The sequence below is a fragment of the Arsukibacterium tuosuense genome, from assembly GCF_900215315.1.
Classification (GTDB): Bacteria; Pseudomonadota; Gammaproteobacteria; order Enterobacterales; family Alteromonadaceae; genus Alishewanella; species Alishewanella tuosuense.
The window spans coordinates 104,372-127,461 of sequence record NZ_OBEB01000007.1 but is presented as its reverse complement, the minus strand read 5'-3'; the positions used below and the strand labels follow the sequence as shown (position 1 = coordinate 127,461).

Genomic DNA, 23,090 nt, shown 5'->3' with positions numbered 1-23,090 from the left:
CAAAAAAAACCGCTGTAATCAGCGGTTTTTTATAAACGGCAGTATTACCCTGCACTAAACTCGTAATAGGTCGGCGCGTTTGGGCCCACCGGGAAACCCGCGACAAACACCCATAAAATAAATAAAATAGTCCAGCCGATAAAAAAGACCATCGAGTATGGCAGCATCGTCGCAATCAGCGTGCCCAGCCCCATATCTTTTTTATATCGTGCTGCTACGGCAAGAATAAGTCCAAAGTAGCTCATCATCGGCGTAATGACATTGGTTACCGAATCACCTATCCGGTAAGCTGCCTGAATAACTTCCGGTGAGTAGCCGACGATCATCAGCATCGGCACAAAAATGGGCGCCGTTATGGCCCACTGCGCTGATGCTGATCCCAGCATCAGATTAACAAAGCCACACATGGCAATAAAAAATACAAACAACAGTGGCCCAGTCAGGCCCATTTCCTGCAAGGCGGTCGCGCCTTTTACTGCGAAAATAGCGCCCATGTTTGACCAGCCAAAGAAGGCGACAAATTGCGCTGCAAAAAACACCAGCACAATATACAGCCCCATGGAGCCGATACTTTTCGACATCGCATTGATCACATCACGATCTGTGTTCATAGTGCCGACAATTTTGCCGTAAACAAAGCCAGGTATGGCAAAGGTGACAAAGATAAAAACCACTATACCTTTTAAAAAAGGCGAATCAGGTACACCGCCGGTTTCCGGGTTCCGTAAGATACCCCACTCGGGCACTATGCTTAATGCCAGTAAAACCGCTAACAGTAAAAATGCCAGGCCAGCGCCTTTTAAGCCTAATCTTTCCCGGGCAGTTAATTTATCAAGCTGCTGAGCTCCTAAATCAATGGACGCTTCATCAGAATTGTATTTTCCTAATTTAGGCTCAACAATTTTCTCAGTGACAATGGCGCCCAATGTTGCAATAACGAAGGTACTGGCAATCATAAAATACCAGTTTGCTTCAGGGCCGACATTATAGGACGGGTCAATCAGGTTGGCGGCTGACGTAGTAAAACCAGCCAGCAGCGGGTCGACGGTACCAATAAATAAATTAGCACTATAACCACCTGAGACACCGGCAAAAGCGGCTGCTAAACCGGCCAGCGGGTGACGGCCAAGCGAATGAAAAATCACCGCAGCCATTGGGATAAGCACCACATAGCCCAGCTCTGATGCCGTGTTTGAAACAATACCGGCAAAAACGATAGTAACGGTAACCATTCTTTTTGATGCGCCCATCACCAGGCCACGCATTGCTGCAGAAATAAGGCCGGAATGCTCAGCAATACTGACGCCAAGCAAGGCTACCAGTACCACCCCAAGTGGCGGGAAGCTGGTAAAGTTAGTCACCAGATTAGCAATAATCCGTTGCAGCCCATCAACACTGAACAAGCTGACCACCCGGATAATGCCATCGGCAGAACGTCCGGCGGCTCCCTCAGGTCTTGGGTCTACGGCGCTGAAATCAAAATAGGCAGCAACACCGCTACCGACAACGACCAGTACAGCAAATAAAGCAAATAAGGTTACCGGATGGGGTAATAAATTGCCCAGCCACTCTACCGTATCCAGAAAACGGGTAAACCAGCCACGCTTCGGTCCTGCCGGGACAGGTGTTCTACCAGCGTTTGTCATATTGAATTCCTCTTGGTCAAAGCACAGATAACGTCAGTAATTATCTGGAATTAATAAACAGCTTTTTAGTTGTTTTTATGGCTCAGGGTGAAAAAGTAGCGCAAGAGCCTGATATATCGCAACTTAACCAGGCCAAAACACGGCCTTAAGCTGACTTTTTATAGTATTTATCGGCCAAATCTATCACAGGAAAGGCTGTACGCAAAGCGTGAGGCTGTGGTAGCACAGGCTATTACACCAAATTGCCGTTGAAAACGACAAATTCTGCGACTAATACTCTGTTATGCCTGCTGCGAATAGCTGTTGAGTAGCACTCATAGCACTAAAGTACCGTTGCCAGTCGCCCTCTGGCTGCCTAGCATAAGCTATTAACGATTACAGGAGTAACCCTATGCGAGCAGTCATTACCGGTGGCACCGGTGGTATTGGTTTTGCGATCGCCAACCATTTTGGCAAGGCCGGCTATCAGGTGGTATTAGCTGATTTAAACCAGAACCTGTTACAGCAAAAAACCGCAGAGCTCACTAGTCAGGGTATTGCCGCTGACTACTGTGTCCTGGATGTTACTGATCAGCACGCTATTGAAGACTGTGCCAAACGCTTTCCGGCTGACATTCTGGTTAATAATGCGGGTATTCAGCATGTGGCACGACTGGAAGACTTTCCGCCGGAAAAATGGGCGCTATTACTCAGCGTCATGCTAACCGGGCCGGCTATGCTCACCCGCGCCATGCTGCCGGCAATGCGCAACAATAATTTTGGTCGGGTGATTAACATCGGCTCTATTCATGCGGTAATAGCCTCACCGTTTAAGTCTGCCTATGTTGCGGCGAAACATGGCTTGCTCGGCTTTAGCAAAGTAGTGGCGCTGGAAAACGCTGATAAAAATTTTACCATTAATACTATTTGTCCGGCCTACGTTAAAACACCCCTGGTAGAGCAGCAAATTGCCGCTCAGGCTAAAGAGCATAACCTGACCGAGCAACAGGTCATTGAACAAATTATGCTGGCCCCCATGCCGCAGAAAGCCTTTATTGATGTCAGTGAAATCGCGGAGATGGCCGCATTTTTATGTCAGGATGGCGCCAGGCATATGACAGCGCAAACCTTAATCCTGGATGGTGGCTGGACAGCCCGCTAGCGCTAAGCCGGTAACTGAGGCACAATCGGCTAACGAGTATTACATGACCTCACCGCAACAGATGATTGAAAATGGCAGCGGCATTGGTTTAGCCACCATAGCCGCCATATCACTGGTTTACCTGCTGATTTTATTCAGTGTTGGCCGTTTTGGCAGACGTATTACTGCCCGGCATCCGCTGGCCCCCTGGATATTCAGCTTCGCCCTGTCTATTTACTGCACGTCATGGGCGTTTTATGGCGTTACTGCTCAGGCAGCGGTGAATGGCTGGTGGATCCCCCCGACCTACATCGGATCTTTTATTCTATTCTGGTTCGGCTTCAAACTAATAGCCCGCATCGCCATTGCCTGCCGGCGCTATCGTATTACCTCCGTTGCCGATTTTATAGCCACCCGCTTTGGCCACTCCCGCTCACTGGCAGTGTTAATTACCTTAATTCTGATCATGGCGGTTATCCCCTACATCGCGCTGCAATTGCATGCCGTCTCTACCAGTATTAACACCCTGGTGCAGGCAGAGGTTGGCCAGCACTGGTATACCGATACCGGCTTTTATGTCAGTTTATGGATGGCGGTTTTTGCCTTGCTGTTTGTCAGTAAAAGTGCCCGGGCTCATCAGCCTAATCCCGGCCTGATGACCGCTATCGCGTTTGAATCACTGATTAAACTGCTGGCGCTGCTGGCCATTGGCTGTTTTGTGGTGTTTGGCATGTTCGATGGCTTCGCCAGCATTTTTGACAGTGCCGCAGTGGACCCGGCAATCAGTAAATTACGCCAACAAGCCCTACCGATGCATGCCTACTGGCTGCACGCCCTGCTCGGTTTTTTTGCCACGCTTTGTTTACCAAGACAGTTTCATGTCAGCTTTGTTGAAAACCAGAAACTGAGCCACCTGCGCAGTGCCCGCTGGATCTTCCCGCTCTATTTGCTGTTAATGAGTATTTTTACCCTGCCGCTGGCATTAGCCGGCGTTATGTTGCTGGGGAACGACGTCAACATTGACGTCGTGGTATTACAGTTGCCGCTGGCCGCTAACCGCACCGATATTGCCTTACTGGCTTATCTCGGTGGTTTTTCTGCCGCCACCAGCATGGTGGTGGTCGCCACAGTGGTGCTGGGCATTATGATCACCAACGAATTGCTGGCGCCTCTTATTTACCGCAGCAGCCAGCTGCAACCCGAGCAACAGAACAAAGTTAAAGTGGCCACGCTACGCCGCTCTGCGATGTTAACGGTTATGGCGCTGGGCTTTGTGTACTATCGTTTTATCGGCACTGAGACCGGGTTGGCCCAACTGGGCTTAATGGCCTTCGCTCTGGTGGCACAGCTGGCACCGGCATTAATCCTTGGTTTGCTGTCTCGTAAAGTCAACCGCCAGGGTGCTATCGCCGGGGTGCTGAGCGGTGCGGTAGTCTGGGCCTACATTTTGTTGTTACCGGAAATCAGCAGAGCAGGCCTGATGGGGTCTGACTGGCTGGGTCAGGGCCCATTCGGTCTGTCTTGGCTGGCCCCCCAGCAATTGTTTGGCTGGCAGGCCGATCCATTAAGCTTAGGCGTATTACTGAGCTTATCAGTAAACTGTCTGATGGTGTTGCTGATAAGCCAGTTCAGCAATACCCGGGTGAGTGAATGGCTGGAAAGCGGCCGTTTTTTGCGGGCACAGCTCAGTACTGAGCAAAATCGGCGCAGCCTGCAGTTAAGCGTGCAGGATTGCTTCTTGCTGGTGAAACGCTTTGCCGGCGAAAAAGAAGCCCGGCGGCTGTTACTGCGCAATTTAAAAGACCCTACACCTGGTCAGAACCAACTTGCGCCGCTCAATCTGGTACAAGCAGCTGAACGCAGTCTGGCTGCGGTCGTAGGCGGCGCCTCGATGCGGCTGATTATGGATGCTGCCGGCAAGCATGCTCAGTTGCCGATGGAAACGGTAGAGCGTTTCGTTGACGAAGCCAGTCAGGTATTTCAGTTTAACCAGGCACTGCTACTGTCGACTATTGACAATATCAGCCAGGGGATCAGCGTCGTCGATGCGGATTTAAGGCTGATAGCCTGGAACCAACGTTACATCGATATGTTCAGTTATCCATCGGGTATGGTGGAGGTAGGCAAACCGGTCGCTGATGTCATTCGCTTTAATTTACAACGCGGCCTGATAGACAGTGAAAATATTGATGCAGAAGTCAGCAAACGGCTGAGCTTTCTGCGTCAGGGTAGCAGCTATAAGTTCCAGCGCCAGCAGCAAGATGGCCGGGTGCTGGAAATGCAGGGCAACCCGTTACCCGGTGGTGGTTTTGTGACGACCTACACAGATGTCAGCTCTTTTATTGAAGTGCAGACTCAGCTGGAACAAAGCAATACCCTGCTCGAACAGCGGGTAAGCGAACGCACCTATGAACTGCAGCAATTAAATCAACAGTTACAACAAACCCAGCAGCAACTGGAAGCCAGCACTGCCGCCAAAACCCGCTTTTTTGCCGCCGCCAGCCACGACCTGATGCAGCCGTTTAATGCCGCTGCGTTGTTTGCAGGCTTATTGCGCCAACAAAGTAACACTCCGGAACTGCGTCAACTCAGTGTCAATCTGACAAACTCTCTTAATTCAGCAGAAGAGCTGTTAACCGCTATTCTGGATTTAACCAAGCTTGATTCCGGGGTAATTAAAGCCTACCCGCAAACGGTTTCCGTCAGCCAGCTACTGGATGACATTGGACGGGATGCGGCGGCATTGGCTGCTGAGAAAGGCCTGCAGTTTCGGATTTACAGCAGTAAACTTAGTGTCAGTACAGACCGCAAACTGGTAAAGCGGGTTGTCCAGAACCTGCTGGCCAACGCAGTGCGCTATACAAGTCAGGGCAAAGTGGTACTTGGCGTTAAACGTGCTGGCAACCACTTGCAGATCCGAGTCATTGATACCGGGGCTGGCATTGCGAAAGCGGACCAGCAACGTATATTTGAAGAATTTCAGCAAGGCAGCCAGCCAGACCAGAAAGGCCTGGGCCTCGGTCTGGCCATTGCACTGCGAATAAGTGACATTCTCGGTCATAAACTCAGTGTGCAGTCGATACCCGGCAAAGGTAGCTGCTTTAGTTTAATGCTGCCTTTGGCAACATCACCAGCGATTGCAGCAATACTGCCTGCCAGCAGCAATGAAATCAGTGCCAGCTTTGCCGGCAAAAAGGTCTTGTTATTGGATAACGAAGCCCATTTACTCAGTGCGGTCAGCGCCCTGCTAAGTAGCTGGCAGTGTCAGGTTACGGCAGTCAGCCAGCCCGGTGAGGCATTGGCAGCCATTCGTCAGGGGCTGAAACCAGACTTATGCCTGTTTGACTATCATCTTGATAACGCCGCTACCGGTGTCGCTGTCGCAGAGCAACTGGCCAGCCACTTTGCGATAAATGTGCCGGTCATTATTCATTCTGCTGATCACGATCAGAATATTCGCGAACAGGCGCTGAACAGTGGCTTTTACTTTCTGTTAAAGCCGTTAAAACCGGCCGCCCTGAAGCGACTGTTCCAGCGTTTATTGCGAGACTAATATTCTAACATCGGTATTCTAACATCGGTATTCTGACATCGGTAATCAGGTATCGGGAAAGTAATTAACCGGTATAGCTCTCTGGCAGGCGCAACTTTTCAAACATAATACCGGCTAAAGTGCGGTTATTAACATTAAGTTTGCGTAAAATAGCCGACACATGTTGCTTAATGGTGGTTTCCTGCACGTTCATTTCATAGGCAATTTGTTTGTTCAGCAAACCATCGGCAATCATTTTCAACACCCGAAACTGTTGCGGAGTCAGTTGCTCTAAGCGCTGGGCAAAATCGTTATCGATAAGGGGCTTGGCATTTTTAACATCCTCTGCCAGGCCGGGTGGCAACCAGCTGTCGCCATTTAATACGGCGCTTATCGCATCAGATAACAATTCCAGTGGCACCGATTTAGGAATATAAGCTGCGGCGCCTAAGGCCAGTGCTTGCTTAATAATAACCGGATCTTCCTCGGCAGACACCATTATAACCGGCACGTCGGGGTACTCGGTACGCAGGGCACTAAGGCCGGTAAAACCGTCAGAGCCCGGCATTTTTAAATCAAGAAAGATAAAGTGGGTATCAGGGTGCTGGCGCAGTAACGGCCAGACTTGCTCCATGGTTTGCGCTTGTAACAGCAACGCATCGTTGCCTAAAATGGCGGAAGAGGCCTGGGCTAAGGCAACCCGGAATAAAGGATGATCATCAGCGATGATAGCTATCATAACGTTTACTTCTGAGCACTGGGGCTCACTATAATGAACCGGGGCTTACGCCCCGGCAAGGTTTTTAACGTATCAGAAGCGGTATGCTACCGTTAAGCTGACTTCACGCGGCGCACCATAGTAACCAATTAAGGTATTATCGCCACCCAGGCCAGGAATGAACTCACCCGGATTAGCCGGATCTGGGGCAATAAAAGCGTAGTTACCAATTAAGTATTGCTCATCGGTCAGGTTCTTACCATGTAAGCCCACCCGCCACTGACCATTATTACTCAACCAGGTTACCCCCAGGTTCAGCAAGCCATAGGCATCCTGCGATAACAGGTTGTCCAGTTCAACCAGATCATAGTCACTGCGATAGGCATAGTTACCGTTAAAGATAATATCACCGAAATCAGTAATCATGTCGTAGCTAAAACCAACTGTAGCAGTGGTTTCCGGCGTATTGGTAATCGTGAAGCGGTCAGAGATATCAACAGCGCCTTCAACCGGATCAAAAGTTAGTGCTTCTTTAAACTTCGCATCAATTAAACCAATATTGGCATAAATGTTCAGGTTGCGGCTGGCTATCCAGGTCATTTCAAGTTCAGCACCGGTTGCTTCTGAGCGGCCGATGTTACCCAACCGCTGGTTTAATGCCGAGGCATCGTCAGGGTCTGGAATAACGGAGATATACTGACGGTCTTTATGGTCCAGCATAAACAAGGTGGCGTTTAAGCGCAGATTGTCGTTCCAGTCGCTCTTCATACCGATTTCATATGAATTAACCGTTTCTGGATCGGCTGCCGGCTCAGCTACCGTTGCCCGCGGGTTAAAGGTACCGGACTTAAAGCCCTGGCTAAAGCTGGCATACAACATCATATCTCTGCTGTGCTGATATTCGACGCCGATTTTCGGCGTCAACTTAGTCCAGTCTTCTTTATCATCCAGCACTACCGGTGTGGTTAAACCATCTGGCCGCACATAGCCTGGGATCCAGCCTGACTCCGGATACACCGTATCAAATATCAAGCCATTGCGTACCGTGGCTTCTTTTTCATCTTTGGTGTAGCGTAAACCAGCGGTAACTGACCATTTGTCATTTAAGTCATAACTGCCCTGAGCATAGGCCGCGGTGCTGTCGCCGTTACTGCAACCACCCACCTCGCGGGTTAAACCAGGAGTGCCAAATGCACCTTGTCCCAGCACTTCAAGAATGGCATCAAATACACCGCAGGAATCAGAGGTGTAATAGTACAAACCAGAGACCATTTTAAAGCCATCAGTCTGGTAGTTTAACTGCAGTTCCTGGGTGAAACTTTCATCATCATATATTGCCGGCACATCGAAAATACGGATAGAGGTATTGTCAAAATCAATGTTAGTTGGCGAGTAACTGGTGCGCTTGGAGGTTATCGACTTCAGGGTATAGTTATCATTGATATCCCAGGCCGCAGTCAAACTGATGCCATCCGTCTCAACTTTGTTCCAGGTCGGCATACTGGTGTATGAATCGTAGACGCTGTCTGGCACCGGCGCGTCAGTTAACAAACTGGGCAGTAACCGGTAACCGCCTTTGGCGTTAGAGTCATCTTCGGTTTTATCGTAATTCAGCCGGAAAAATAAATTATCCTGTGGCCGGTATTCCAGGGTCAGGCGTAGTGCCTGTAAATCTTTGTTGTAGTTTTCATTGTCCTGGCCTGGCAGTGCCGAAGTCAGAAACTTACCGTAGCCATCGCGTTGCAAGTTGGCATAGCCGACACCCAGATATAAGGTATTGGCGATCAGTGGGATCTGGCCGGTGACTTTAACATCGCGCTGATTGTAACTACCTACGGTGCCACTTACCGAAAACTCAGTATCACCGGTCATCTCGCGGGTAACATATTTTAATGCCCCACCAATAGTATTTTTACCATACAGCGTACCCTGTGGGCCGCGCAGTACTTCAATCCGCTCGACGTTCAGGATATCCAGCACCGCACCTTGTGGCCGGGCCACATAGACATCATCTATATAAATACCAACGCCTGGCTCATAACCCCACAATGGGTCTTCCTGGCCTACACCACGGATAAATGCGGTCAGGGTAGAGTTAGTGCCCCGGCTGGCCTGTAAGGTGGTATTGGGTGAAAACTGTTGTATTTCCACTACTGATGCCAACCCGCGCTCGGCAATATCGGTCGCACCTATCGAGGTAACCGCCACCGGCACTTCCTGCAAGCTTTCCACCGTGCGCCGCGCTGTTACTTCAATACGTTCCAGTTTTAATTCAGCTTCAGCCGCGTCCTGTTGCTGTGCCATCGCCGGCACCGCCAGACAGCTGCTGATAGCCAGAGCTAACAGGCTGGGTTTAAGGGCCGAGCGGGTAAACTTGTGCTGTGCATCATTGTTATAGTTATTGGCCATCGTTGGCTCTCCTGCTGATTGATTGCAAAATGTGGTACTAACCAGTGCTGTTACTGTAGGCCTAAACGCAGAATTTTTAACCTGTACCTTAGTACTATGGTGGCAATCGCCAAGCTGTATCAGACTAGCTGAAAATGATAACAAGGATTTGCCGATGTTAAGTATCTTTGGCTTGCTACTGGGTTTAGGCCTGTTGATCGTGTTCACCATGCGCGGCTTTAATTTATTTATAACAGCACCCTTGTGTGCATTACTTGTGGCGGCGACCAATGGTATACCATTTTGGCAAGTAGCTGATAAAATTGATTTTGTTCACGGTTACATGAATGGATTCGCCGGCTTTGTTGCCGCCTGGTTTCTGATGTTTTTGCTGGGGTCCTTGTTCGGTAAATTAATGGAGCACACCGGCGCGGCTGACGCAGTGGCGCTGGCTATTGTTAAACGGCTGGGGCATACCCGGGCAGTGCTGGCCATCGTGCTGGCTTGTGCGGTATTAACTTATGGTGGCGTCAGCTTGTTTGTGGTGGCTTTTTCGGCCTACCCGATGGCTGTCAGCTTGTTTAAAGGTGCCAATTTACCCCGGCGCTTTATTCCGGCGGCCTTGGCGCTGGGTTCAGTTACCTTTACCATGACCTCAGCCGGCTCGCCGGAAATTCAGAACTGGATCCCGATCGCTTATTTAGGCACTACGCCTTACGCTGGCTGGCAAGTCAGCATAGTGGTGGCGTTGTTTATGGCGGTCGGTGGCTATTTCAGCCTGATGTGGATGATTAAAAATGCGGTGAAAAACGGCGAGCAGTTTGTGCAGCGCGCCAGCGATCCAACCTTAACCGACAAACCCTTACCCCATTGGTTAACCGGTTTAATTCCACTTTTGGTGGTGCTGATTACCTCTTTCCTGTTGCACGACAGTCTGCAGCAAGCAGCACTAATTATTGCCCTCGCCGGCGGTGTAGTCAGTTTATATCTGCTGAATTTCCGCTTCCTGACCAACCCGGCCGCGGCCACCAATGAAGGTGTATTGGGTGCGTTACTGGCTATTGGTAATACCGCGGCTGTGGTTGGCTTTGGCAGTGTTGCCAAGTTAACCCCAGCCTTTAGCAGCGTAGTTGATTATATGACCCACCTGCCCGGCCCGGAATTAGTGGGCGCGGCAGTCGCAGTTAGTGCTATTGCCGGCTTAACAGGCTCGGCCTCGGGTGGTCAGGCAATTGCCCTGCCGGAAATTGCGCCAACATACTTAGATCGTGGTGTCGATGCCGAGCAATTACACCGGGTGGTTGCTATTTCATCGGGCGCACTCGACTCATTGCCGCACAATGGCTACGTGGTCACCACTATTCGTGCTATCTGTGGTGAAACCCACCAGAACGCTTACTGGCCTATGGCGGTGGTAAGTGTGTTAATGCCGTTGCTGGGCGTGGTATTGGCCATCGTGTTGTTTCAATGGTTTTAAGGATTAAAAAAATGAAACTATTCAGGACATTTTTATTACTGACATTAATGCTCGCTGGCTGGCACAGCCAGGCCATGCTGGTCAGTAAGCAGGCGTTTGAGATTGAGCGCTTTACCACAGAAAATGGTGCCGTAATCAGCCCGGTAAAAGTCGGCTGGGAAGCTTATGGCAAGCTAAACGAAGATAAATCAAATGTTATTCTGATCACCCACTTTTTTTCTGGCAGCTCGCATGCAGCCGGGAAATATCAGCAATCAGACGCGGCGCCCGGTTACTGGGATGCCATTATCGGCCCCGGCAAAGCCATTGATACCAACAAATATTATGTGCTGAGTGTTGATACCCTGGTGAACGCCAATGTGTTTGACCCGAACGTGATTACTACCGGCCCGGCTACCGTAAACCCGGCAACCGGTAAGCCTTATGGTTTAAGCTTTCCGGTGGTAACTATTGGTGATTTTGTTGAGGTGCAAAAAGCATTGCTCGACAGTTTGGGTATTAACAAGCTGCATGCGGTTATTGGCGGTTCAATGGGTTCTTTCCAGGCCATTGAATGGGCCACCCGCTACCCACAACGGGTTGAACGCTTAATACCGGTCATAGGTACTGCTTATATTGATGCCTGGGCCGCAGTACGTTTAGAACGCTGGGCCTACCCGATTAAACAAGACCCGGCCTGGCGCGGCGGCGATTATTATCAGCATGGCCAGCCAGAGCAGGGCTTAACCACCGCGCTGGCCTATATTATTCAGGATGCCGTTTACCCCACTGGTTTTAATATGCGCTACCCGGCACCGGAAACTGACAAAGCGCCGCATCGGGATATTCTGGCCAGCTTTTCTGCCTGGGAGCAGTTAATGGCTCACGCTAAACTGCGTGCAAAAATGCAGGACGCTAACCATATTTTATACCTGGTACGCGCTTCTCAATTATACCGCGCTGGCATGGGCGACAACTGGCAGCAGGCACTTAGCCGGGTGCAGGCCAAAACCTTGTTTTTACCCGCTACCGGTGACCAACTATTGCTGCCAGAAATGGCTCAGGCCAGCGTCGAAGCCATGCGTGCCGCTGGCAAACAAGTGGAATATGCTGAGATACCCGGCATCTGGGGTCACCTGGATGGGGTAGTCGGTATTACTGCGGTTGCCGACCATATTCAAAACTTTCTGGACAAAGAATAACCCTGAGTCCTGTTACCGTTCCTGGATGGGATGCCGCTTTTTCAGGGTGTCCCTTTTTTATTAGCTGGCATTATTAGCTGATAGAAATCTGATATTTCATTGATTAGTTAAATCTGGCCCTCGCTTTGCCTTAAATTTATGTAACACTTTCATATATCGAAACTAATAACGACATAGTTATTGAAATAGTTTTTGAAAGGGTTATTAAGGCTACGCTGTATGATGTTCAGATTATTCAATCTTCTGCTGTTAATGCTGCTAAGCAGCGCTGCTGTCAAAGCAGAGGTTATCCGGCTGGCCAGCAGCAATTATTATCCGCATTATGGTGAGCAACTGGCTCAGCAGGGCGCCACTATCGAAATAATCCGCCAGGCTTTTGCCCTGCAGGGCGTGCAGCTGGAAATCGAATTTTTACCCTTCGCCCGCGCGTTGTATGAAAGTCAGCAAGGTCATTACAGCGGTTTAGTGGCCGCCTGGTACAGCGATCAACGTGCCGAACATTTCTATTTTTCCCAGCCGTTATACGCTAACCAGATTGTGTTATTCAAACGCAAAACAGACATTATCAGCTTTCAGAATTTTCAGGATCTTGCCAGGCAGCATAAGCGGCTGGGTGCGGTGCAAGGCTATATGCAGCCAATTGGCCTGGTGGAAAGTGGTATTGAAACTATTCAGGTCGCTACCGACGAGCAGGCGCTGGCAATGCTGGCACGGCAACGGGTAGATTTAGTACCTGCCGATTTACTCAATGGTTTATATTTGCTTGAAAACCTTTTGCCGCAACATCAGCAGCAACTGGATTGGTTAACGCCGGTACTGGAACAACGGCCAATGTATTTAGTTTTATCCAAAAAAGATCCGGCAAACCAAAAACGTATGGAACGCTTTAATCTGGGCCTGCAGCAATTAAAAGCCTCCGGCCAGTATCAGCAAATTATTGAGACCCTGCTACCGCAGTATTAAGGCGTGTTGGTACTCTAACCTTAAAATTCCGTCAGAATTTTGCTTGCTCTGAAGCAACCTTTTCAACTATAAGTGTAATTGACGGCGCCCGAAGAACATTTTTATATGAACCGAACAGTCCCAATGTTTTGCTGGCTAACGCTCTGCTGTCACCTGCAATTAGCCGCTGCTGTGGAACTGACGATTACCGTACCCGGACCACGCTCACAGTTCGATATTGCCCACGATTACCACATGCGCCTTTTGGATATTGCCCTCACCAATTCAGGTGTTGATATCAGCAAAGTCGACATTCAACAGATCCCGGTGATCTCCGAGGGCAGAGCTAAAATCGAATTAAAAAAAGGCACCTTAATAAATTTGTATTGGTTGGGAGCTGAACAGTCATTAGCCGAAGATTTAATACCCATTAAAGTACCAACCACCCGCGGCCTGATTGGCTTTCGGAAATTCATTATCGCCAAACAACAGATTGCCGATTTTAGCAGAATTGACTCGCTGCAAGCCCTTCGTACTAAAGTGGCATGTCAGGGCCAGCACTGGGCAGATACGCTTATTTTGAGCCAGGCAGGTCTTCAGGTTACCACCTCTGTAAATTATGAAGCGCTGTTTAAAATGGTTGCGCTCGGTCGTTGTGATTATTTCCCGCGCGGTTATCACGATGTTTTGCTGGAGCTTGAGCAAAGAAGCCTTGCCTACCCGCAGTTGATGCGTTTCGACGATATTATGTTGCACTACCCTTTTGCTGTTTTCTTTTATGTGTCGAAATCAGCCCCCGGGCTAGCAGAAAAACTGCAACAAGGTATGGAAATGGCAGGACAGCAGGGGCAAATCAACGAGTTGATGCGCAAGCATCCACTGACAAAATCGATCTTTCCCCTGCAAAACGGCAAACCTAAACTTTATCTGAGCATACCCAACCCAACCATGACGTTTCACGATATTAATAATCCGGATTATTGGATAACGCCTGCCGACTTTGGGATCACGAATTCAGAGAATCAATAGCATTAGTGTCGTTGCCAAAAACTATTGCAAACTTCCGTTCCCCAGCTGCCGCACTGTGAGTGCAGCCAGGTTTTACGAAATACGGGGAAATAATACCAGGTGGTCTAGATCGAGGCGGATGCCTATTTGCTCGCCGATGGCATGATTATGATGGCTTAACGCCAGACAATACACATGCTCGCCGCCACTGAGTGCCAGGGTATACAGGATGTGGGAGCCGCGAAATGACTTTTCCAGCACTTTAGCAGTAATGCCACTATCATCATCGTGCACGATATCGTCGGGCCTGATCAGCACATCGACTTTGTCGCCGTTGTTAGCATTTTGCAGATAACGCTGGTTAAAAATACCGAGACAGGTTTGCACTCTTGTGGCGTCCAGCATTTCACCGGGTAACATTACCCCACGCCCGACAAAGTCGGCCACAAAGCGGCTGGCTGGCTTATGATATAGCTCATAAGGGGTGGCCCATTGCTGTAACTTACCATGCTGCATTACCCCGACCATATCGGCCATGGTAAAAGCTTCGAACTGGTCGTGGGTTACCATTACCGCGGTAATTTTTAACTGTTGTAAAATTTGCCGGATATCGCGGGCCAACGCTTCGCGCAGCTCTGCATCCAGGCTGGAAAAGGGTTCATCCAGCAACAGTACCTTAGGCTCTGGCGCCAGGGCTCGGGCTAACGCCACCCGCTGTTGCTGGCCACCGGATAACTGGTGTGGATAGCGGTTAGCAAGGTCGGGTAAGCCCACCAGTTGCAGCAACTGTTTTACTTTGGCGTGCTTTTGCTTGCTGCTCTGCCCCTGCAGGCCAAAACTGATGTTGTCGGCCACTGATAAATGCGGAAATAGGGCAAAATCCTGAAATACCATGCCTACCCGGCGCTGCTCGGTAGGCAATTGGGTTTGCTGGTCGCTGACGATATGCTGCTGTAAGCTGATACTGCCACTGGCGGCAGGCTCGAAGCCGGCTATTGCCCTCAGCAAGGTGGTTTTGCCACAGCCAGACGGGCCAACTAAACAACCAATCTGGCCCTCGGCCAGCGCCAGGCTGACATCTTTGACCACCACATGCGGGCCATAGGCGACTGCCAGCTTATCCAGAACTAACATGCTTAAGATCCTCTGCTGGCATCCAGCGTCCGCGACAACAAAATAACCGGAATAATACTAACACAAACAATAGCAAGCGCAGGTAAGGCGGCGTCGGCCAGCCGTTCGTCTGACGCCAGCTCATAAGTGCGTACCGCCAGGGTATTAAAATTAAACGGCCGTAAAATCAGGGTAGCTGGTAGCTCTTTTAACACGTCAACAAACACCAGCATTAATGCAGTTAACACGCTGCCGCGTAACAGCGGCACATGGACCCGGCGCAGTACCTGCAACGGACCGGCTCCGAGCGAGCGGGCGGCATTGTCCATACTGGGTTTAATTCGTTCCAGCCCCGCTTCTACGCTATGTAACGATACGGCCAGAAAGCGCACACTGTAAGCCAGTAACAAGGCAAATAGGGTACCCGACAACAGCAGGCCAGTGCGGATATCAAACCATTGCTCAGCCAGCAAATCGATATTCCGGTCCAGCCAGGCCAGCGGGATCATCACGCCAATAGCAATAACGGTGCCCGGAATGGCATAGCCCAGTGCCGCCAGGCGCACCGGCAACCGCACCAGCGGGTCGCGGCGCAGCCGGCTGGCGTAACCAAACAACAGCGCCAGCATAACTGATAACACCGCTGCCAGTGCCGCCAGACTAAAGCTATTCCAGATCAGCCGGCCAAAATCTATGGTAAACAAAGTTGGCCAGTTTGGTAAGGCCCAGCTGGCCAGCTGACTAGCCGGCACAATAAAGCCCAGCAACACCGGCAATAAACAGATAAGCGCCACCAGCATCTGGCGGGAGAGCGGTAATTTACGGAGCGGGCTGATTTGCTGGCGCTGGCCCTGGAAAAAATAGCGGATTTTACGTCTCGACCACTGCTCCAGTACCAGTAATACCAATACAAAACTGCTTAGCAAAGCAGCTAGCTGGGCAGCGCCGCCCTGGCTGCCCATGCCAAACCAGGTTCGGAAAATACCAGTGGTAAAGGTCGCGATACCAAAGTACTGCACGGTGCCATAGTCGGCGAACGCTTCCATCATCGCCAATGCCACCCCGGTCAGTAGTGCCGGCCGTGCCAGCGGCAGCGCTACTTTCCAGAAATGCTGGCGCGGGCAGAAACCCAGGGTGCGGCTGGCTTCCAGCATACTACTGGATTGCTCACGAAAGGCGCTGCGCGCCAGCATATACACGTAGGGATACAGCACCAGCGATAACATCAGGATAGCGCCGCTTAATGAGCGGATCTCCGGAAACCAGTAATCGCCATAGACCCAGCCAAAATAATCGCGCAACCAGCCTTGCACTGGCCCGGCGAAATCGAGCATACCGGTGTAGGTATAAGCAATAATATAAGCCGGCATCGCCAGTGGCAGCAACAGCAACCACTGCAACACGCGCCGACCAATAAACTGATACTGGCTGACCAGCCAAGCGGTACTGGTACCGATAATGAGCGCACCAGCGCCTGTGCCAAACGCCAGTAACAAAGAATTAATGATGTAATCGGCCAGTACGGTTTGGCGCAAGTGGCGCCAAACCTCAATATCCGGGCTGAATACGCTGCCAAAAACGACTAAAACCGGCATTGCTAACAGCAATGCCGGGATCAGTACTGACCAACGCCAGATATCCGCTTTTAATGGCAGCATACTACCTCTTTGCTGAACCGCTGCGTTGATTCCGGCGGCTGATTAACGCCAGCCAGCCCGGTCCATTACCCGGATAGCTTCACCGTTCAGCTCGCCCAGTTTATCCAGGTTCAACTTATCAGCTTTAAACTCACCCATGTTTTGCAATAAATCACTGGCTTGCACCCCGGCAACAACCGGATATTCATGGTTTGCCTCGGCGTACCACTGTTGCGCCTGCTCACTAACCATATATTCCAGTAAGCGCACAGCGTTTACTTTATTCGGGGCATAGGCGGCAACACCGGCGCCGGAGATATTGACGTGTGCGCCGTTACCATCCTGATCAGGCCAGAACACCTTCACTTGTTCTGCGGTTGCGCGCTGCTCTGCACTGGCCAGCATGCCACCCAGATAATAGGTATTGGCTATGGCGATATCACAGACACCATTAGCAGCGGCACTGATTTGGTCACGATCACCACCCCGTGGTGGTCTGGCAAAGTTCGCAACTAATCCTTTCACCCACTGCTCTGCTGCCGCAGCGCCCTCATGAGCAATCAGCCCGGCGACCATAGACTGATTATAAATGTTGTCAGAGGAACGAATACAAATACGGCCCCGCCATTTCGGGTCAGCCAGGTCGGCATAAGTAGAAAGCTCTTCTGGTTTCACTTTACCTGGTACATACATAATTGGGCGGGCACGCATCGTTAAACCATACCACTGACCAGCCGGGTCGCGCAGTTGTTCCGGAATTGCGCTTGTTAACGCTTCAGATTCAATACTTTGTAATACGCCCTGAGTTTTGGCGCGGTACAAGCGGCCTACGTCAGTGCTGATTAGTAAATCGGCCGGGCTGTTGCGCCCCTCACTGGCCAGGCGGCTAATTAGTTCATCCGGTTTGCCGGTGATTAAATTCACTTTAATGCCGGTATCACGGCTGAAATTATCCAGCAAAGGCTTTATCAGCTCTTCCTGCCGGGCAGAATAAATATTAACTTCGCTGGCGAAAACTGTAGCAGTACTGAACAACGCACTGCTAAGTGCGGCAATAACTAATAAGGTTGATTTCATTCGCATAGTAAGGCTACTCCGGTTTGCGGGCAACATCAGGGTTGCTATATAACCATAAACGCGAATTATTCTCAATAAGTTTGCGATCTATATTTATAAAATATTTAATCTGTGCTCACGCCCAGCTGTTGCAGACTCTGCGCCAGACTGGCCGCAGAAAGCTCACCCATATGACTTTGCAGCAACTGGCCATCTGCGCCAAAATACAAGGTAACCGGTAAACCATGAGCGCCTAACTGGGTGGCAAGCTGGCCTTGCCTATCCAGCAGCAAATGGTTAAACCGCAAACCGGCTTGTTGTAAGTACTGCTGGACAAGTTGCGGGTGCTCCCGCTGATTAAGCAGCACAAACCGCACGTCAGGGTATTGCCGCTCAGCCTGCTGTAGCACCGGCATTTCCCGCCGGCACGGTGGGCACCAGGTAGCCCATAAATTAACAACGGTTAGCCTGCCCTGCCCCAGCTCTGCCAGGTTAACACTGTCACCATTGAGTTGCTGAAAGCTGATTGCCGGCAATACCGCCTGTTGCCGGCCAACAAAAATCACCGAACTAAAAGCGCCAAACAGCATCGAGACGGTGAGTACCCCGGCCAGCAACGCTTGCCGCTGCTGCCGGCGGCGCCATAGCAGCCAGACTAAAATCAGCAGTGCCGCTAATACTGTGGCCAGCAGGTCGAAGCCCCGGTCACGGATATCCAGCATCTGCCAGAGTGAATCGTAACTGTCGGCAAAGCGCGCCACAAAAACCAGCCGGCCGAATAGTAAGCTTCCCAGCAAAATGGTTAGCAGCGGATCGGTAACCGATACCTTATATTTACGCCCTACCAGGGCTGCTACCAGTAATCCAAGTAACACACTGATAAGTAATAGCAACGGGGTGATGGGCAACGCCAAAGGGCCAACAGTTACAGCGGTCATATCATTATCACTTATTTTTGTGCAAACGTTGGTTATGGGCTGAAAAATCAGGCACTTCGCGCTGGTAATCCTGCTGATATAAACTGGAGTGAATAATAAAATCCGCTGTAGCACGGTTGCAAGCCACCGGAATATTCCATACCACAGCCAGGCGGATTAACGCTTTTACGTCCGGATCATGCGGTTGGGACGACAGTGGGTCCCAGAAGAAGATCAGCCAGTCAATTTGCTGCTCGGCTATTAACGCGCCAATTTGCTGATCGCCCCCCAGCGGGCCGCTGGCCATGCACTGTACCGGCTGCTGTAGCGCGTCACTGATTAATTTACCAGTGGTACCGGTTGCAAATAAGTTTTTATCGGCAAAAAACGGCTTATGTTTGCCAATCCACTGTAACAAGGTGGCTTTTTTACCGTCGTGGGCCACCAGCGCAATGTTTTTCATATCAGTTCCCGCAAATTGTGTGCTGTTGACCTTACACCCAAAAAAAAGCCCCGACAAGCGGGGCAAAACAACCAAGGTCCACGTATAACATCGTTATTGGTCTGGTATTAACCGGGGCACTACCCACTGTTAATCACCATTAACCACATCATTCTTTCAAGGCAGTCTAGCTTGCCTCGACAATTCGTTTCATTGCGGTCATATAACCACGTAATTTTTTACCTACAACTTCCACCGGGTGCTGCCGGATAGCGTCATTTACCGCAATCAGCTTTAAGTTATCCACGCCGGTCTGGCTCTGGCTGAAACCTTTGCCGATATACTCGCTGCTCAAACTGTTTACTTTGTCACGCAGCAATGGCACGGCAGCGTGCGCAAACAGATAATTACCATATTCCGCGGTGTCGGAAATAACCACGTTCATCTCATACAAACGCTTACGGGCGATAGTATTGGCAATGAGTGGCGTCTCATGCAGCGACTCGTAATAGGCTGACTCTGCGATAATGCCGGCATCAACCATAGTTTCAAACGCCAGCTCCACACCCGCTTTCACCATGGCTACCAGCAAAATACCGCGGTCAAAATATTCCTGCTCGCTTATCTTCTCGTCCGACACCGGCGCTTGTTCAAAGCCGCTGTCACGGGTTTGTTCGCGCCAGGTCAGCAGGTTTTTATCATCATTAGCCCAGTCAGCCATCATGGTGCCGGAGAATTCACCACTGATGATATCGTCCATATGCTTTTCAAATAACGGCCGTAAGGTAATTTTTAACTCTTCTGCCAAATCGTAGGCTTTAATCTTGGCCGGATTGCTCAGCCGGTCCATCATATTAGTAATGCCGCCGTGCTTCAGCGCTTCGGTTACTGTTTCCCAGCCATACTGAATTAATTTGGCGGCATAGCCGGCTTCCGTACCTTCAGCAACCAGTTTATCGAAAGCCAGAATAGCGCCGGTTTGCAACATGCCACACAGAATGGTTTGCTCACCCATTAAATCTGATTTTACTTCGGCAATAAATGACGACTGCAATACACCGGCTCGGTCGCCGCCAGTGGCCGAGGCGTAAGCTTTGGCTACGGCCAGTCCATGCCCTTGCGGGTCGTTCTCCGGGTGCACAGCGATTAACGTTGGCACACCAAAGCCGCGTTTATACTCTTCCCGCACCTCGGTACCGGGGCACTTCGGTGCCACCATCACTACCGTGATATCCGGCCGGATTTGCTTGCCTTCTTCCACAATATTAAAGCCATGCGAATACGCTAAGGTTGCACCTTGCTTCATCAGCGGCATTACCGCATCAACCACACTGCTATGCTGCTTATCCGGAGTCAGGTTTAATACCAAATCAGCCTGCGGAATTAACTGCTGATAAGTACCGACAGTAAAGCCATTGCTGCTGGCTTTTTCAAATGAAGCACGCTTTTGGCTGATCGCTTCTGCCCGCAGGGCATAGCTGATATTTAAACCAGAGTCGCGCATATTCAGGCCCTGGTTCAGGCCTTGCGCACCGCAACCAACAATAACGATGTTCCAGTCTTTAATGAAATTACAGCCATCGCTAAACTCACTTCTATCCATAAAGCGACACTGCCCCAGCTGCTGTAACTGCTGGCGTAAACTTAAGGTATTAAAATAATTGCTCATACTATTTCTCAAAATTCGGTTTAGCGGATAAGCGTGGCTTACCTTACGCAACTCTGGCTTACCCATCTTTGGCTTACTCAGCATAGTGGGGCGCCATGACAGTAAAATTACGTCGATGGCGCAGCAAATTGCGTTAATGACGTTATAGTAGCGGCTGCATTTAATTGCGTGAAGTGATATATTTACAACTCTGTATTTCATTTTTTGCAATTAAAGGGGGGGGGGGTAATGGATATTCGCAGTGCCCAGTTGTTTCTGCATTTGGCGTCAAGTCTGAACTTTGCCAAAACCAGTGAACACATGTATGTCAGCCCATCCACCCTGACCCGGGTGATCCAAAGGCTGGAAGACGAGCTAGGCACTTTATTATTTAACCGGGATAAACGGTCAGTGCAACTCACCACTGCCGGGGTACGGGTGCAGCGGTTTGTCCGCCTTTGGCTGGATGAATGGCATCAATTGCAGCTGGACTTGCAACTGGCCAGCGCTGAGCTTACCGGCGAAATCCGCTTGTTCTGCACCGTTACCGCCAGTTACAGCCACTTGCCGGCAATTATGGATAAGTTCCGGCTGCAATGCCCGAAAGCCGAAATTAAACTGACCACCGGTGATGCGGCGATGGCGTTTGAAAAAATTAAAGCCGGTGATGTGGATATTGCGCTGGCAGCCTACCCGGCACATTTACCAGCTACCATGATTTTCCAACGCATTGCCCAACTGCCAGTATGGCTTATTGCCCCGGTAATCCCCTGCAAAGTAAATGATTTACTGGCAGGGGCGCCCATTAACTGGCACGACATACCGCTGGTGCAGTCAGATCATGGTCCGGCCCGCTCCCGCTCTGATCAATGGCTGAGCGATTGCAATATAAAACCTAAGGTAGCCGTTAAAGTAGATGGTCATGAAGCGATGGTGTCAATGGTGGCATTGGGTAGCGGTGTCGCCGTGGTACCTGAGCCGGTAATAAACCATAGTCCGGTGCGGGATCGGGTGCGTATTCTGGATATTAGCTATCAGTTTCAGCCGTTTGAACTGGGTGTCTGTATGCTGAGTAAAAAACTGGAACAACCTTTACTTCAAGCTTTCTGGCAACTGGCTGCGGCAAAAAAATAAAGCTGCCAATGGCAGCTTTATTACACAAGTAAAATGTATCCGTTGACTCAACTTTATTTTACAACCTTAAGATGGCTGCCTTTCTTCGGCTTGGGTGGCTCCGGGGTATCGTCATCGTCAAAGGGTTCGGCGAATAACTCCGCATCGTCCTCTTCCTCTTCCAATGTAAACACGGTACCTGCGCCATTTTCCTTAGCGTAAATGGCTAATACCGCCTTTACCGGAATATATAACGCAAACGGCTGGCCACCAAAACGGGCACTAAAGGTTATCGCGTCGTTCCCAAGCTGCATATTGCCAACTGCTGAGGGCAACACATTCAGCACAATCTGGCCATTCTGGACAAACTGTTGTGGTACTTTTACTTGTGGATAGCTGGCATCTACCACCAAATACGGCGTACAGTCGTTATCAACTATCCATTCGTAAAACGCCCGCACTAAATAGGGGCGATTTGGTGACATTGCCGCCATTACAAGCGCATCCCGCGGCGAATTTCCCGCTCTGCCTCTGTCAGTGAAGCCTGAAATGCATCACGTTCGAAAATCCGCGCCATATAGTTTTTCAGTTCTTTGCTACCAGGCCCCTGAAATTCAATGCCCAGGGTAGGTAAGCGCCACATCAGCGCCGCCATATAACAATCTACCAGACCAAATTCGTCACTCATGAAGAACGGGGTCTCATTAAATAATGGTGCCAGCGACAACAAACCTTCTTTTAATTCCTGGCGGGCGTTGTCAGCGTCATCGGCATTGGTCAAAACCTTCTCTGCCAGGCTATACCAGTCATTTTTTATCCGGTACATCATCAGTCGGGCCTGGCCACGTGCTACCGGATACACCGGCATTAATGGTGGGTGCGGAAAACGCTCGTCCAGATATTCCATAATAATATCGGCCTGGTATAAGGCCAGTTCACGGTCAAGTAATGTCGGTAAACTGCCGTACGGGTTAACTTCGTACAAGTCTTCTGGCAGGTTATCCTGAGCTACCTGAAGGATATCAACAGTTACGCCCTTTTCAGCCAGCACAATACGCACCTGGTGACTGTACATATCATCAATAGCTGTGAAAAGTGTCATCACAGGGCGTTTATTGGCAATGATCGCCATTTATTCCTCCGGTAAAATAA

The 23,090-nt window shown here is 50.2% G+C and carries 18 protein-coding genes; 7 read left to right on the top strand and 11 right to left on the bottom strand.

The window, feature by feature from the left end; translation table 11 throughout:
- Window positions 1-44: 44 nt before the first annotated feature.
- A complete protein-coding gene (locus CRO03_RS14725) occupies window positions 45-1,646 on the bottom strand; it encodes an AbgT family transporter (protein WP_097112399.1) in 1,602 nt (533 codons plus the stop codon).
- 391 nt (window positions 1,647-2,037) lie between these two features.
- Here CRO03_RS14725 and CRO03_RS14720 point away from each other — a divergent pair, with 391 nt between their 5' ends.
- Both CRO03_RS14720 and CRO03_RS14715 read left to right on the top strand, forming a co-directional pair.
- A complete protein-coding gene (locus CRO03_RS14720) occupies window positions 2,038-2,787 on the top strand; it encodes a 3-hydroxybutyrate dehydrogenase (RefSeq protein ID WP_097112398.1) in 750 nt (249 codons plus the stop codon).
- A 43-nt stretch (window positions 2,788-2,830) separates the two neighbouring features.
- Window positions 2,831-6,319: a PAS domain-containing hybrid sensor histidine kinase/response regulator gene (locus tag CRO03_RS14715; RefSeq protein WP_097112529.1), complete on the top strand. Its 3,489-nt coding sequence runs from the start codon at window positions 2,831-2,833 to the stop codon at window positions 6,317-6,319.
- Window positions 6,320-6,383: 64 nt separating this feature from the next.
- Here the strand turns inward: CRO03_RS14715 and CRO03_RS14710 are convergent, their stop codons facing one another.
- Window positions 6,384-7,037, bottom strand: coding sequence for a response regulator (locus tag CRO03_RS14710; RefSeq protein ID WP_097112397.1), 654 nt, complete (start codon window positions 7,035-7,037; stop codon window positions 6,384-6,386).
- A 72-nt stretch (window positions 7,038-7,109) separates the two neighbouring features.
- Entirely contained in the window at window positions 7,110-9,425 is a 2,316-nt protein-coding gene (locus CRO03_RS14705) for a TonB-dependent receptor (protein ID WP_097112396.1), read from the bottom strand.
- A 154-nt stretch (window positions 9,426-9,579) separates the two neighbouring features.
- On the opposite strand from CRO03_RS14705, the gene CRO03_RS14700 reads away from it, so the two are divergent.
- From CRO03_RS14700 to CRO03_RS14685, 4 genes are all read left to right on the top strand, one after another.
- Window positions 9,580-10,881, top strand: coding sequence for a GntP family permease (locus CRO03_RS14700; protein ID WP_097112528.1), 1,302 nt, complete (start codon window positions 9,580-9,582; stop codon window positions 10,879-10,881).
- An 11-nt stretch (window positions 10,882-10,892) separates the two neighbouring features.
- Entirely contained in the window at window positions 10,893-12,062 is a 1,170-nt protein-coding gene (locus tag CRO03_RS14695; RefSeq protein WP_097112395.1) for an E22 family MetX-like putative esterase, read from the top strand.
- A 219-nt stretch (window positions 12,063-12,281) separates the two neighbouring features.
- A complete protein-coding gene (locus tag CRO03_RS14690) occupies window positions 12,282-13,025 on the top strand; it encodes a substrate-binding periplasmic protein (RefSeq protein WP_097112394.1) in 744 nt (247 codons plus the stop codon).
- 105 nt (window positions 13,026-13,130) lie between these two features.
- On the top strand, window positions 13,131-14,033 hold the full coding sequence (locus tag CRO03_RS14685) for an amino acid ABC transporter substrate-binding protein (RefSeq protein WP_141397754.1): 903 nt from the start codon (window positions 13,131-13,133) through the stop codon (window positions 14,031-14,033).
- A gap of 72 nt (window positions 14,034-14,105) precedes the next feature.
- On the opposite strand, the gene CRO03_RS14680 is transcribed toward CRO03_RS14685, so the two are convergent.
- The 6 genes from CRO03_RS14680 to ilvC all read right to left on the bottom strand — a co-directional run bounded on the left by CRO03_RS14680 (window position 14,106) and on the right by ilvC (window position 20,930).
- Complete coding sequence (locus tag CRO03_RS14680; RefSeq protein ID WP_097112392.1) at window positions 14,106-15,146, bottom strand: ABC transporter ATP-binding protein; 1,041 nt, start codon at window positions 15,144-15,146, stop codon at window positions 14,106-14,108.
- 2 nt (window positions 15,147-15,148) lie between these two features.
- Complete coding sequence (locus tag CRO03_RS14675) at window positions 15,149-16,783, bottom strand: ABC transporter permease (protein ID WP_097112391.1); 1,635 nt, start codon at window positions 16,781-16,783, stop codon at window positions 15,149-15,151.
- 42 nt (window positions 16,784-16,825) lie between these two features.
- A complete protein-coding gene (locus CRO03_RS14670) occupies window positions 16,826-17,845 on the bottom strand; it encodes a Fe(3+) ABC transporter substrate-binding protein (protein ID WP_097112390.1) in 1,020 nt (339 codons plus the stop codon).
- A gap of 98 nt (window positions 17,846-17,943) precedes the next feature.
- The gene (locus CRO03_RS14665) at window positions 17,944-18,756 is read right to left on the bottom strand and encodes a TlpA family protein disulfide reductase (RefSeq protein ID WP_097112389.1); all 813 of its coding nucleotides are present in this window, start codon (window positions 18,754-18,756) and stop codon (window positions 17,944-17,946) included.
- Window positions 18,757-18,763: 7 nt separating this feature from the next.
- Window positions 18,764-19,198: a methylglyoxal synthase gene (locus tag CRO03_RS14660; RefSeq protein ID WP_097112388.1), complete on the bottom strand. Its 435-nt coding sequence runs from the start codon at window positions 19,196-19,198 to the stop codon at window positions 18,764-18,766.
- 166 nt (window positions 19,199-19,364) lie between these two features.
- Window positions 19,365-20,930 carry a ketol-acid reductoisomerase gene (gene ilvC, locus CRO03_RS14655; protein ID WP_342745196.1) on the bottom strand — a complete coding sequence of 522 codons (1,566 nt, stop codon included), beginning with the start codon at window positions 20,928-20,930 and terminating at the stop codon, window positions 19,365-19,367.
- A 144-nt stretch (window positions 20,931-21,074) separates the two neighbouring features.
- Between ilvC and ilvY the strand changes: the two genes are divergently transcribed.
- Entirely contained in the window at window positions 21,075-21,959 is an 885-nt protein-coding gene (gene ilvY / locus CRO03_RS14650; RefSeq protein ID WP_097112386.1) for an HTH-type transcriptional activator IlvY, read from the top strand.
- A gap of 53 nt (window positions 21,960-22,012) precedes the next feature.
- Here ilvY and CRO03_RS14645 read toward each other — a convergent pair whose 3' ends face one another.
- Together CRO03_RS14645 and sspA are read right to left on the bottom strand one after the other, a co-directional pair.
- Entirely contained in the window at window positions 22,013-22,423 is a 411-nt protein-coding gene (locus tag CRO03_RS14645; RefSeq protein WP_046556867.1) for a ClpXP protease specificity-enhancing factor, read from the bottom strand.
- Window positions 22,424-22,431: 8 nt separating this feature from the next.
- A complete protein-coding gene (sspA, locus tag CRO03_RS14640; protein WP_097112385.1) occupies window positions 22,432-23,070 on the bottom strand; it encodes a stringent starvation protein SspA in 639 nt (212 codons plus the stop codon).
- Between the last annotated feature and the right edge of the window lie 20 nt (window positions 23,071-23,090).